This window comes from Planococcus versutus, assembly GCF_001186155.3.
GTDB lineage: Bacteria > Bacillota > Bacilli > Bacillales_A > Planococcaceae > Planococcus > Planococcus versutus.
This window is the reverse complement of the sequence record NZ_CP016540.2, coordinates 1,974,712-1,987,576: the sequence shown is the minus strand read 5'-3', so window position 1 is coordinate 1,987,576 and position 12,865 is coordinate 1,974,712. Positions and strand designations below refer to the sequence as shown.

Sequence of the window (12,865 nt, the reverse complement as noted above, 5' to 3'; positions counted from 1 at the left end):
TTCAAGAAACATACAATTTCTTCTCTCCTTATGTTAACATTCGAATTGTCATGCAATTCTGATTTGTGTGAACAAAAAAGCAAAGGGGAAATGGAAATTGTCAAAAGTCAATTTTATTAAACTTTTCAGCGCCATTCTGACTTTCGTGTTGGTTTTTTCGCTCCTGTCACCGTTCTCGGTTTCAGCAGAGCAAAATCTTTCTGTTAAAGAAAACCAACAAACGCAAAGTCAAATGGAAATCAAAGCAGCTATCGCCGATCAACTTCGTGTGATCGACAGTCAGCCACGACTTCACAAAGCACTTGAAAAAAAGTCTGGTGAGGAGACAGTCGATGTAATTGTCCACTTGTCAAAAAAACCAGTGGGACTTGAACGTGCAATTGTAAAGTCAAAAGGCAAAGCATTTTCTAATGATGCCAAAACAAAAGTCAAAAAGAATGTAAAAGCGCAGCAAGCATTAGCTAAAAAAGAAATGCGTGCTTTAAACATAATTGTTAAAGAAGGTTTTGCTTATGACACGGTTCTTAATGGATTTGCAGCAACCGTAAAAGCAAAAGATTTGGATAAAATTTTAACAATCGAAGGCGTAACATTGGTTGAACCTGATACAGAGGTTCATGCAATGGAAACACCGAAAACCACTGCTGCTGGAGATGTTGATGCAGCAATGGACAATAGTATCTCTTTCTTAGGTATTGAGCCTTTGTGGCAAGAGGGGTTGGAAGGTCAAGGAGTGAAAGTTGCAGTTCTTGATACAGGGATTGATCCAGACCATCCAGAATTTACGGGCATTTATAAAGGCGGAAAAAACTTTATTCCGTTTAACCCAACTGTTTACACAAAATCACGTGCGATAGACGATGCATCAGAAACAAGACCGTCTGAACGTGTGTCAACTCAACCCGAATTTAATGCAAACGGGAGTTCATTTTATACATCACATGGAACACATGTTGCAGGCACAATTGCTGCAATTGGAGCAAACGAATACGGCATTAAAGGAATTGCGCCGAAAGTTGACTTGTATGCCTACCGTGTACTAGGTGCATATGGAAGTGGTTCAACTTCTGGGATCATTGCAGCAATTGAAGAAGCAGTTATTCAAGAAATGGACGTCATAAACCTGTCTTTAGGTGGAGGAGCAAATACGGAAACCGATGCAGGTTCGTTTGCGATTAACAACGCGATGTTATCAGGTACGATTGGTGTCGTAGCGACAGGGAACTCAGGGCCAAAACGTGGCACAATGGGAACTCCTGCTACTGCCCGTTTAGGAATAGCGGTAGGTAACACCACCAATCCAGAGAAAATATATGAAGGTACGATGAATGTAGTGGCTGGAAGTTACACATTAGACAAATCACTTCAACTAATGGGAACCACATTTGGTCAAAATCTTTCTGAACAACTTTCAGGAGAATACGAGATAGTAGCGGTGCCAGGATTTGGTAAACCGACAGACTTCGCAGAAGTTGATGTACAAGATAAAGTAGCGTTAATTTCTCGTGGGGAAATTGCTTTTGTGGATAAAATCGCAGCTGCAAAACAAGCAGGTGCAAAAGCTGTAATTATTCATAACTTTGCAGGTGGCACAAACGCCCCTGGAGCTTCAGGTACATTTTTAGGCGATTCTTTCGAGTTCTTACCGACTTTTGACATGTCTCAAACAGACGGAGAAGCACTTCGTTCGGCACTCTCTGGCACTAAAGGAAGCATTTCGTTTGATGGATTTACAAACACAACAACAGAAGGAGATGAAGTGAATGCATCAAGTTCACGTGGTCCTTCTACACCCAATTTTGATATTAAACCGGATGTAAGTGCACCAGGAACAAATATTATGTCAGCAATTCCTATGTACAAAGCTGATTTCCCGGATGCATCATACAGCCAGGCGTACACGCGCAAAACAGGAACATCGATGGCGACTCCTCATATTGCAGGAATCGCGGCTTTGGTAAAACAAGCACATCCAGATTGGAATGCGTTTGATGTGAAAGTTGCACTTTCCAACACTGCAACAATTTTAGACACTAAAAAGTATGATGTTTTTGCACAAGGAGCAGGTCGAGTGAATGCATATGCGGCAGTTCATCCTAATGCATTAGCTTATGCTCAAGACCAAGCAATTGTGGACGAAAGTGGAGAATTAGTTGATAACATAAAAGGCACGGTCACTTTTGGTACACAAAATATTTCGGAATCGGCTGTTTCAGTAGATAAAGAAATTTTAGTTAAAGATATGGGGCAAAAAGGTGGGATTTATGATGTCACTGTTGAAATTACTAAAGGCTTTGCCGGTGCCACATTAACAGTAGACCAAACTTCATTTAACTTGAATGGAGAACAATCGTTAACCGCTACATTAGTAGCGGACCAAAACGCTCAAACAAACCCTGGAGACGAATTGCTTGGGTATATTCATCTGAAGAATGGAGACTATGAAATTTCACTTCCATTCGCTGCTGATTTTGGAGGCACTGGATTAGCAGAAATTAAGAATATGAGCATTACAGAAAAAGACCTGTCTTTTAATGGAGATGGTGTGAAAGACAATGCTCAATTAGCATTTACACTAACTAGAGACGTAACTTCTCATTATATTGAACTATGGGACATTATGAATCCTGAAGGTGGTAAGTTCGAAGATGGCTATATAGGCTATTTTATTGCTGGACAAAAGCTAGCTGCTGGTTCGTATACATTATCTATAGACGGCATGTACCAACCATGGGATGCCACGCCACGTACGACAATTCCAGATGGCCTTTACACAATTGATTTTAAAGTAATCTCTCAAAATAAAGCGGTAAGTGATTTTGTTGGACCAATTATTGTGAAAACCACTGCTCCTGAGATCGCAGGTAGTGTTGAAAATGGTCAAGCAACGGGTCAAATTACGGATAAATACATCGACTACAACACAGAACTCAAGAAACACGAACTAGACTACGACTTGAATGACAAATTAAATGCAAGCTATGTAACGACAGTGGACGGTCAAAAATCTGAGCCTGTTGCTTTAAACTTGTCTGCAGATGGAACTTTCACTTTCCCTGTAACAAAAGAAACCAACACGGTAACGGTGTTCGTCAAAGATGCTGCGGGAAATACTGCAGAGTCGTTAATTTATGAAAAAGAAGAAGAAGAACCAACGCCAGAACCCGAACCAAATGACAACACAACATTAATCGTCAACAATGAAAACATAACGATCAACGGCAACAAAGGGAAACTTGTGGTTTGGCAAGAAGCGATTTTAGCCAATGGCAAAACAAAGAAAACCAATGTGACAAAAGAGGCTACGTATACAGTAGCCGATGAATCCATTTTGTCTGTAGAAAATGGTTTAATCACGGCTAAGAAAAAAGGGTCAACCACTATTACAATTGCTTATAAAGATGATGAAATCACAGTAAATGTAACGACTCGTAAATAATTCAAAATAAAATCTTGACTTTTGATGGTCTGTAAAAATCAAAAGAGCTAAGAGCCAAGTCATTAAATGACTTTGGCTCTTAGCTCTTTTATGGACGTTCAATCTTCATATTTTAACGGATCGCCTTCAAAAGAGCTATCTGCTACTTTGATAGAATCTGTTGGACATCCTTCAAATGCATCTTCCATGTCTTCTTCGAGTTCGTCTGGAACTTGTTCTGTTCCCATGTTATTATCTAAAATAACAAAAGCAATTCCTTCGTCATCGTAATCATAAACATCAGGTGCAGCAGCTCCACATGCACCACAAGCGATACAAGTATCTTTATCAACAATGGTATACTTAGCCATATTGTTTTTCCTCTCCTTTATCTCCGAACAAGTTCAGTTATGCTATCGTATTTATTCTAAAGGTGTTTGAGAACTTTTTCAACCTAAAACCGCTAGGGGGTGCAAGCTTGTTATTTAATGAACTTATTTTAGCCATTATGAAGACCGTTAATAGGCAACGGACCATTTCTTCTCCTTATCATTTGATCCGAGGAAAGAAGTCTGGACAAACAATTCAGGATATTGGCTATTTTGGCCTTTATCCTTATTTTGGTGTTTTGCCAAAATTGGATAAGAAAGACTATGACCAGTCGGTTCAAACCCTTTTTTCAAAAGGGTATTTATTGGTTAATGATCATGTGATCGAGCTTTCAAAAAGTGCGTTAGAAGTTAGCGTACCTCCATCTCCATTGAACGGTTGGAAGTATAGAGGCAACGAAGCACTCTTTTTTAGCCGTTTGTCATTAATTGTTCAAACTTTATCTCATGTTAGTCAGCAAATAAAGACTTTCGATCCAGTTGTAAACAATGAAGAAGTACAAAAATGGGTGAAAAAGTACTTACAGCAAATTCAGTTTCGTGAAATTGCTGTATCACAAGCTTTTAAAAACGAGCTTATAACTACTTTAACCAATTCAAACGTTTCCGAAACTCATAAAACGATTTTAATGGAACGTTTATCCGGTTTTGAATTAGGTGGCTTGACGTGGCAACAAATCGCTACATCTAAAAATCTTCACATTTTAGATGTACAACTAATGATGGTGGAAGGCTTGCATGCTTGGATGGATCTAATTGAACAAACCAAACCTTCCTTGCTTATAGGTTTAATGGAAGGAATCATTCAACCGTCTTCTTTAACCGCTACGGCTGCACGGACAGAAAAGCTATTTGATAGAGGGTTTACTATAGAACAAGTTGCCTCTTTACGTCAATTGAAAACAAGCACCATTGAAGATCATATTGTAGAGTTGGCGATGAACAACCCTAATTTTAACTATGAGCCGTTTGTCTTTCCGAGTTTATACGAAGAAATTATTGCTGAAAGTCATCGTTTAAAATCAAAAAGGTTACGTGAAATAAAAGAAAGCTTACCACAGGCCAGTTATTTTCAAATTCGATTAGCACTTGCGATTAAGGAGGAACAACTATGAATTTAGAAAATTTATTGTATACTACTTATGGATTTTCTTCTTTTCGTCCTGGACAAAAAGAAATTATCGAACGTGTCATAAGTGGTGATGATGTCATTGCATTATTGCCGACAGGAATGGGTAAATCTATTTGCTATCAATTACCTGCAAAAGTTTTACCGGACAGCATATTAATTGTTTCTCCTTTATTATCATTAATGCAAGATCAAGTTGCTCAATTAAAAAAAATGGGAGAGAAGTCTGTAATTGCCATCAACTCGTTCTTAAAACCAGAAGACAAAGAAAAAATTATGAACCGTCTTGGCTCTTATAAATTTATTTTTATCTCTCCCGAAATGTTAGTTCAACCTTTCATAAAAAAAAATCTGAAAAAAATTCGAGTTTCCTTGTTAGTGGCAGATGAGGCTCATTGTATTTCTCAATGGGGATTTGATTTCAGACCAGATTATTTGCGAATTTCTGAAATTTTACCGACGTTAAATTTTCCTCAAATTCTGGCACTTACGGCAACAGCCACTGACAAAGTGACTGAAGAGATTAAAGAATACTTATCTTTGATGGAACCGTATATCTATTGTCACCCCATGGATAGAAAAAATATTGTTTATGATATAAAAAAATTTGAAGACCGACATGAAAAAATAGAGTTTTTAAAAACATTTATCCATCGATTTAATGGTCCTGGAATTATCTATGCCGGAACTAGAAAAAAGTCCCAAGAATTATCTGCTCTTTTGACCGAGCAAGGAATTTCTTCTGCTTTTTATCACGGAGGAATGGAGCATCAAGACCGTATTTTTGTTCAACAGCAATTTCAAAATGGAGAAATACAATGGATCTGTTCTACTAATGCATTTGGAATGGGTGTTCATATTTCTAATATTCGTCAAGTTATTCATTTTCAACTGCCTACTTCAATTGAAGGATATGTACAAGAAGTAGGGAGAGCCGGAAGGGACGGAAAACCGGCTTTGGCTACATTGTTATATGCACAAGGAGATGAGGGTTTACTTGAAAGTCTAGTAATGGATGACTTACCTACTCAATATGAAATAGAAGAAGTTTATCACAAAGGAGCAGCAGCCACTTACTTGATTGATCAAGGAATAGTGCGAGAAACCGCTTTTCGAGTAATTTCTTATTGGATGACGAAATTGCCATTAGAAGGCATTATTCGACAATTGGAATTACTGAGTATTGGTAAGAAACAACAAGTAATGAAAATTAGAGAATTGGTTTCGCTTCAGAATTGTCTACGCACTTACCTAATTGAAAGCTTTGATCAGCAGTTGATAATTAAACCTGATAATTGTTGTGTGAATGATGGAATCGATTACGAGAATTTTGAAGCTTTTAATTACTCAGCAAAAAACAACGTGCTTGTTGAATGGGAAGATCGTTTACGTGTAATATTACCTATGTAAGGTTTTAATTAACTGTCATTTACAAATGAGTCTTTTTTCGTCATAATAGATTTATATATATACGTAAAGATAGGGGTAGTCAAGCATGGGAAATAATAGTTACCGTGAATCGATCGAAAAGAATAGACAAGAAATTTCGATGGACAAAAACTCTGTGTTGTCTAGAGCAGCACAAAAACAAGCTCAAAAGCCTAAAGCTAAAAAAAGTAAAGGTCTCTTGTTGCCTGCATTATTTTTTATCTTTATCTTTATCCCGATTTCGATGCTGATTTATGTGGCTTTTATATTTCAACCCGATGATTCATTGACAGCCAAATCTGTAGAAAACGAAGTAAGTTTCGAAATGAATTCCGAGCCCTCTGCAACTTCTGTTGCTCTTGCTAAAAAAGAAGAAGAGGAGAAAGAAAAGGCTGAAAAAGCACAAGCAGCAGAAGCAGAAAAAGCACAAGCTGAAGAGCAAGCAAAAGCAGAAGCAGCACGAGTACAAGCAGAAAAAGCACAAGCTGCTGAACTAGCTCAAGCAGAACAACAAGCAAATGCACAGGCTACCGAAAAAGCGGAAGCAGCAGAAAAAGCAAAAGCTGAAAAAGAAGCGGAAGCAAAAGCCAAAAAAGCAGAAGATAAAAAAGAAGAAACCCCGAGTGCTAATGGTAAAACCTATGTTGTTCAGTCTAGTGAAACACTTTATCGAATCGCTGTGAATAACTATGGAGCAACAGGTGCAGCAGCAGCAGTTGAAAAAATCAAACAAGCAAACGGGCTAAGTTCAAACAGTATTAGTCCCGGTCAAACCTTAACATTACCATAAAATTAGTGGGTTAATTTAGATTTAAATAGGGAATAGCTAAAAGATAAAAGAAAGTAGGAGATCAAATGTTTGTTAAAAGTGTAATGGTGGGAAAAGAAAAATGTTATACAGTCAAAATGGAAGATTCTGTACAAGTGGGATTTGATTTGTTAGATAATTACACAATCGATGCTTTACCAGTAGTTGAAGGAACTGAATTTAAAGGAATCTTTACTTGGTATCATGCATATCGTGCGTTTTTCTACTCTGGTAAAACGAAAGCTGAGTTTATCAGTTCAACCAAAGTTAGTGATGTAATCGTCAATCAAGAAGTTTATTTGAATATTAACGATGTTTACGAAAAAGCTTTAGTTAAACTAGCCGACTTCCCAATTATTGCAGTAGTAGAAAACAATCATTTCTTAGGGATAGTTACACGTTTTGATATTGTTAATCAATTGCAAAGCGCTTTTGGAATGAACGAACCAGGCTACCGCATCACGGTTACTTCTGTTGAATCAGAAGGACGTATTGGTCGTTTAGGAGAAATTATTGAGAAGCATAAAGAATCTGTAATTTCGCTCGTTACATTCGATGAAAGCAATAAAATGGTTCGACGCATTGTGTTAAAGGTTGAAAAGAAAGGCAACATTGACCGATTTATAAAAGAACTTGAAAAATCGGGCTTCCGAGTGTTAGATATTGCTGAAGATTAATAGAAGTGTAAAATAAAAAACATAAGCCTCGCTTATGTTTTTTTCTTCGTTATGAAAGGAATCTCTCTATGAAATATTTAATGCGAATCGTTTTAGCAGCAATTGCCTTGTTGGTCTTTATGGTAAGAAATGCTTTTTCAGAAAATCTGGTGAAAAAAACCATTAAACTGCCAACACAAAAAAAGTTTAGACCATTTAATCTGCTTTTTATCGCTGATGTCCACAGAAGAATAATTAAAGCTGAGTCACTTAATTTTCCTATTGATATTATAATTATAGGAGGGGATTTAGTCGAGAGAGGTGTACCTCTTGAAAGAGTCGCTAATAATATTAAACTATTAAGCGCTTATGCGCCCGTATATTTTGTATGGGGCAACAACGACCGAGAAGTAGATGAAACCTCGCTCAGAAAAATTTTTGATTATTATGGAGTTATTGTAATGGATGATATATCAGTACCACTCTTTGGCAACGATCAGTTAAGGCTAGTTGGACTTGATCATTTTGCTTATAAGCCAAATGGATTTGAAAATGCTTTTCGAGATGTTAAAAAACAAGATACCGTTATTTTTGTTTCTCATACACCTTTCGATTTTTGGAAAGTAAAAGCTCCTTACTCTGCTGATTTACTGCTAGCAGGTCATACCCACGGTGGTCAAATCCGAATTGGACCTTTTGGGATGTTTAGAAAAGGTGCGATAGAGTGGAAAAGAAACCGTGTCGAACTAATTAGTAATGGGTTTGGGACGACCACGTTGCATCTTAGACTTGGTGCACCTGCGGAGTTTCATTTACTGACGATTACACATTCAATCGATGCGAGAGAATAAAATAAATGCAAAGGAAAGTTGTTTTTTCTACAGAGAAAGCTTAAGTACAGGAGATGTTTTATAATGGAGAAAGTGGATGCATTAATTATCGGAGGCGGTCCTTGTGGCTTATCGGCTGCGATGGAACTAAAGAAAATAGGTCTACAAACAGTAGTTATTGAAAAAGGAAATATCGTCAATGCTATTTTTAATTACCCGACACATCAAACTTTTTTTAGTACAAGTGAAAAATTAGCGATTGGTGACGTTCCTTTTATTATAGAAGAGCATAAACCAAAGCGTAATCAAGCGTTGGTTTACTACCGCGAAGTTGTAAAAAGAAGCGGAATTCAAGTGCGGTCGTTTGAAACCGTTGAACGAGTGGAAAAAAATGAGTTTTTTACAGTTACTACAACAAAAGGTCAATTCCAAGCAAAGTACGTAATCGCTGCTACAGGCTATTACGATCAGCCAAACACATTGGATGTTAAAGGCGCAGATTTGCCGAAAGTTATGCATTATTTTAAAGAAGGGCATCCTTATTTTGATCAAGATGTGTTAGTGATTGGCGGTAAAAATTCTGCTGTTGACGCTGCTTTAGCACTGCATAAAGCAGGCAGCAGAGTAACAGTTTCTTATCATGGAACTAGCTATTCAAAAAGCATTAAACCTTGGATCTTACCAGAGTTTGATGGATTGGTGAGAAAAGGAGAAATCACGATGCTTTTCGACTCGATGGTGGATCGCATTACCGATCATAGCGTTGAGTTGACTGCAAATGATCAAAAAGAAACCATTCCAAATCAATTTGTTTTTGCTATGATTGGCTATCATCCAGATCACGTATTTTTAACATCAATGGGGATTGTAATTGAAGAACATTCGGGGAGACCCATATTTAATGAAGAAACAATGGAGTCTAATGTAGAAAATTTATACATTGCTGGAGTGATTGCAGCAGGCAATAATGCCAATGAAATTTTCATAGAAAACGGTCGATTTCATGGCCATCAAATTGCGGAAGCGATTGCCAAAAAAGAGCGACTTATGTAAAGAGGAGAAGTTTAAAAATTTTTAACTAACATGCGTTTAGTCAAGTAAGAAAGGAAGTTCTGAAATGAAAAAAAAGGTATCTTTAATTACAACAGGCGGAACGATTGCCAGTAGAGAAGTTTCAAATGGACTATTAAAATCAGGAGCGATTTCAGGAAAAGAATTAGCAGAACTTTGTCAACTTCCTGAAGATATTGAAGTAAAAGTAGTGGATGTTTTGCAACTGCCAAGTATGCATATTGGTTTTGTCCAAATGCTACAAATTAGACAGGCAATTCTTGAAGAATTAGAAGATCCAGAAGTTGAGGGTGTTGTTGTAACTCATGGAACAGACACATTAGAAGAAACATCTTACTTTTTGGATTTAACAATTGATGACGACCGAACAGTTGTAATAACAGGCTCGCAGCGGTCTCCTGAAGAAGTCGGAACAGATGTCTATTCCAACTTGCAAAACTCGATCTACGTGGCTGTAGATGTGAATTTACGAGGAATAGGTGCTGTTGTAGTCTTTAATGAACGAATTTATAGTGCGAAATACGTAAAAAAAGTTCATTCTAGTAATTTACAAGGCTTTGATTCTTTTGGGCATGGTTATTTAGGGATTATTGATAATGATACTGTACGAGTTTATCAGAAACCGGTCATACATGAAGTACGTGTCATTAAAGAGACGTTGCCGCGCGTGGATATTATTAAATGTCATTCAGGGCAAGATGGCTATTTAATCGACCAGCTGGTTGCAGGTCCTTGCAAAGGAATAATTTTAGAAGCTGCAGGTCGAGGACAAGTATCTCCACACATGGTAGAAGCGATTGACCAAGCGGTAAAAAAAGGAGTACCTGTTGTATTAACAACGAGTGCTGAAGAAGGAAATACGTATCCAGCCTATAGTTATCCGGGTAGCGCGCATGATTTGATGGCACGTGGCGTAATCCTCGGAAGTGATTACGATAGTAAAAAAGCACGTATTAAACTAGCGGTATTGCTGTCTGCTGGGAGAGATGTACCGGACGATGCCTTCCACCGATAAGAAACAAAGGGCGAGCTGAAAACAATGGAAGAGCATGATACAATAGGGACAATTCAACTAAAGGGGTAAGCGTATGATCATTTTATTGACTGTAGCAATAGCCCCGGGCCTAGCGCTTTTCAGTTATTTCTATTTACGTGATCAATTTGCTGGGGAACCATCAAAGCTACTGTTTCAAAGTTTTATATATGGAGCTGTTTTGACATTCCCAATTCTTTTTGTTCAATATGTATTTGATGCTGAAGGAGTTTTTGTGAATCATTTTTTACAAAATATTGTGTTTTCAAGCGTGATTGAAGAGTTTTTTAAATGGTTCGTCTTGTTAATTGCGGTATATCGTCATGTAGACTTTGAAGATCCGTATGATGGGATTTTATATGGTGCCAGCATTTCTTTAGGATTTGCTACTGTCGAAAATATATTATACATACTAGAGTTCGGCTTACAGACTGCATTTATTCGTGCATTTTTACCAGTTTCAAGTCATGCGTTATTTGGTGTTGTTATGGGGTATTATTTTGGTATAGCCAAGTTTAGTAAAGATAATAAGCGTAGACGCTGGATAGGGTGGGCTCTTTTAAGTTCCATTATTCTCCATTTGGCTTATAACACAAGTCTTTACATATACGATAATATTATGTATGGGGCCATTCCATTTATGTTGTTTTTATGGTGGTTTGGTCTCCGAAAAGTTAAACAAGCCCATTTGCTTTCCGTGTCACATTACGTTGAGCAAAGTTCTACAACACAGTCAGGGAAATAAATGCATACTAAAAGGTCTTACACATAGAGACTTTTTTTTTATGTTAAAATGTGATGAATTCATAAGATGAGGTGACTATTTTGACAAAACCAATACAAATAGCAATCGATGGTCCAGCAGCAGCTGGAAAAAGCACAATAGCAAAAATAGTAGCAGAACAGTTAGGTTATATTTATATCGATACAGGTGCGATGTACCGTGCCATTACAATGAAAGCCTTATCAGAAAGAATTAATATGGCTAGCAATGAAGAAGCTGGAAAATTATTAGCGAAAACAGAAATCGACTTACAGCCATCAGAAGATGGCCAGCTCGTATTTCTTGATAAGAAAAATGTGACAGAAGCTATTCGATCTCAACACGTAACAAAAGCAGTCTCAGAAATGGCGACACATAAACTAGTACGCAAGCACATGGTTGAATTACAAAAGCAACTAGCTAAAGACCGTGGAGTGGTAATGGATGGTCGTGATATTGGAACGCATGTCTTAACGGACGCTGCATTAAAAGTATTTATGTCTGCATCTGTTGAAGAAAGAGCTCGAAGAAGATTTGAAGAAAATAACAAACGTGGTATTTTAACATCACTTGAAGAGTTGCAAGTTGAAATTGCTGAACGTGATAAAATGGATAGTGAACGTCAAGTATCACCATTGCGTCAAGCAGAAGACGCTGTGTTTTTAGATACCACCACTTTAACCATTGATCAAGCAGCACAGAAAATTTTGAAATTGGCCGAGGAGAGGATGATTTAAATGAATTTATATGCTTTTGGCAAAGGACTTGTAAAAACGGTATTAAGTCCTCTTTATCGCTTTGAAGTAATTGGAGCTGAAAATTTTCCGAAAGAAGGAGGAATTCTTCTTTGTTCAAATCACATCCATGCACTTGATCCTCCGGTTGTCGGGATGACTGCACCTAGAACGGTTCATTTTATGGCGAAAGAAGAGTTGTTCAATGCTCCGATACTTAAATCCATTTTACCAAAAGTAAATGCTTTCCCTGTAAAGCGTGGCATGAGCGATCGTGAAGCCCTTCGAACAGCGTTAAAAATACTAAAAGGCGGAGAAGTGGTTGGCTTGTTTCCAGAAGGAACTCGCTCTACCGACGGAGTTTTGCAAAAAGGACTAAGCGGAGCTGGATTTTTTGCGCTGCGAGGAAATGCAGACGTAATGCCGTGTGCAATTATTGGACCTTACAAAGCATTTCGTAAAGTGCAAGTGGTTTACGGAGAACCCATACGAATGGAGCCATATCGTGAGCGGAAAGCTTCAGTGGATGAAGTAACGGAAGCAATTATGGGGAGTATTCAGAAGATCATAGACGACTACGCTAGTAATAAGTGATAATTTTTGTTT

The 12,865-nt window shown here is 37.7% G+C and carries 12 protein-coding genes; 11 read left to right on the top strand and 1 reads right to left on the bottom strand.

Going from position 1 to position 12,865, the window contains the following annotated elements:
* Window positions 1-97: 97 nt before the first annotated feature.
* A complete protein-coding gene (locus I858_RS10255; protein ID WP_065524452.1) occupies window positions 98-3,439 on the top strand; it encodes a S8 family serine peptidase in 3,342 nt (1,113 codons plus the stop codon).
* Between the two features lie 98 nt (window positions 3,440-3,537).
* Here I858_RS10255 and I858_RS10250 read toward each other — a convergent pair whose 3' ends face one another.
* On the bottom strand, window positions 3,538-3,789 hold the full coding sequence (locus I858_RS10250; protein WP_038704175.1) for a ferredoxin: 252 nt from the start codon (window positions 3,787-3,789) through the stop codon (window positions 3,538-3,540).
* Window positions 3,790-3,896: 107 nt separating this feature from the next.
* Here I858_RS10250 and I858_RS10245 point away from each other — a divergent pair, with 107 nt between their 5' ends.
* The 10 genes from I858_RS10245 (at window position 3,897) to I858_RS10200 (ending at window position 12,853) form a co-directional block, all read left to right on the top strand.
* Window positions 3,897-4,922, top strand: a complete 1,026-nt coding sequence (locus I858_RS10245) for a YpbB family protein (protein WP_065524453.1) — start codon at window positions 3,897-3,899, stop codon at window positions 4,920-4,922.
* Window positions 4,919-6,346, top strand: a complete 1,428-nt coding sequence (locus I858_RS10240; protein ID WP_065524454.1) for a RecQ family ATP-dependent DNA helicase — start codon at window positions 4,919-4,921, stop codon at window positions 6,344-6,346. The genes I858_RS10245 and I858_RS10240 overlap by 4 nt, the downstream gene beginning before the upstream one ends.
* Window positions 6,347-6,431: 85 nt before the next feature.
* The gene (locus tag I858_RS10235; protein ID WP_065524455.1) at window positions 6,432-7,154 is read left to right on the top strand and encodes a LysM peptidoglycan-binding domain-containing protein; all 723 of its coding nucleotides are present in this window, start codon (window positions 6,432-6,434) and stop codon (window positions 7,152-7,154) included.
* Between the two features lie 65 nt (window positions 7,155-7,219).
* Entirely contained in the window at window positions 7,220-7,849 is a 630-nt protein-coding gene (locus I858_RS10230; protein WP_065524456.1) for a CBS domain-containing protein, read from the top strand.
* Window positions 7,850-7,917: 68 nt separating this feature from the next.
* Window positions 7,918-8,679, top strand: a complete 762-nt coding sequence (locus I858_RS10225; RefSeq protein WP_065524457.1) for a metallophosphoesterase — start codon at window positions 7,918-7,920, stop codon at window positions 8,677-8,679.
* Between the two features lie 63 nt (window positions 8,680-8,742).
* Window positions 8,743-9,711 carry a YpdA family putative bacillithiol disulfide reductase gene (locus I858_RS10220; RefSeq protein ID WP_065524458.1) on the top strand — a complete coding sequence of 323 codons (969 nt, stop codon included), beginning with the start codon at window positions 8,743-8,745 and terminating at the stop codon, window positions 9,709-9,711.
* Window positions 9,712-9,775: 64 nt separating this feature from the next.
* Window positions 9,776-10,744: an asparaginase gene (locus tag I858_RS10215; RefSeq protein ID WP_065524459.1), complete on the top strand. Its 969-nt coding sequence runs from the start codon at window positions 9,776-9,778 to the stop codon at window positions 10,742-10,744.
* Window positions 10,745-10,817: 73 nt separating this feature from the next.
* Window positions 10,818-11,507, top strand: a complete 690-nt coding sequence (prsW, locus tag I858_RS10210; RefSeq protein WP_065524460.1) for a glutamic-type intramembrane protease PrsW — start codon at window positions 10,818-10,820, stop codon at window positions 11,505-11,507.
* 80 nt (window positions 11,508-11,587) lie between these two features.
* Complete coding sequence (cmk, locus tag I858_RS10205) at window positions 11,588-12,262, top strand: (d)CMP kinase (protein WP_065524461.1); 675 nt, start codon at window positions 11,588-11,590, stop codon at window positions 12,260-12,262.
* Window positions 12,263-12,853, top strand: a complete 591-nt coding sequence (locus I858_RS10200) for a lysophospholipid acyltransferase family protein (RefSeq protein WP_065524462.1) — start codon at window positions 12,263-12,265, stop codon at window positions 12,851-12,853.
* The last annotated feature ends 12 nt before the right edge of the window (window positions 12,854-12,865 follow it).

What these genes read in the sequence shown, in the direction of transcription:
- I858_RS10250 (WP_038704175.1), bottom strand. Translation starts at nt 3,789, where the DNA reads ATGGCTAAGTATACCATTGTTGATAAAGATACTTGTATCGCTTGTGGT.
- I858_RS10240 (WP_065524454.1), top strand. Translation starts at nt 4,919, where the DNA reads ATGAATTTAGAAAATTTATTGTATACTACTTATGGATTTTCTTCTTTT.
- I858_RS10235 (WP_065524455.1), top strand. Translation starts at nt 6,432, where the DNA reads ATGGGAAATAATAGTTACCGTGAATCGATCGAAAAGAATAGACAAGAA.
- I858_RS10230 (WP_065524456.1), top strand. Translation starts at nt 7,220, where the DNA reads ATGTTTGTTAAAAGTGTAATGGTGGGAAAAGAAAAATGTTATACAGTC.
- I858_RS10225 (WP_065524457.1), top strand. Translation starts at nt 7,918, where the DNA reads ATGAAATATTTAATGCGAATCGTTTTAGCAGCAATTGCCTTGTTGGTC.
- I858_RS10220 (WP_065524458.1), top strand. Translation starts at nt 8,743, where the DNA reads ATGGAGAAAGTGGATGCATTAATTATCGGAGGCGGTCCTTGTGGCTTA.
- I858_RS10215 (WP_065524459.1), top strand. Translation starts at nt 9,776, where the DNA reads ATGAAAAAAAAGGTATCTTTAATTACAACAGGCGGAACGATTGCCAGT.
- prsW (WP_065524460.1), top strand. Translation starts at nt 10,818, where the DNA reads ATGATCATTTTATTGACTGTAGCAATAGCCCCGGGCCTAGCGCTTTTC.
- I858_RS10200 (WP_065524462.1), top strand. Translation starts at nt 12,263, where the DNA reads ATGAATTTATATGCTTTTGGCAAAGGACTTGTAAAAACGGTATTAAGT.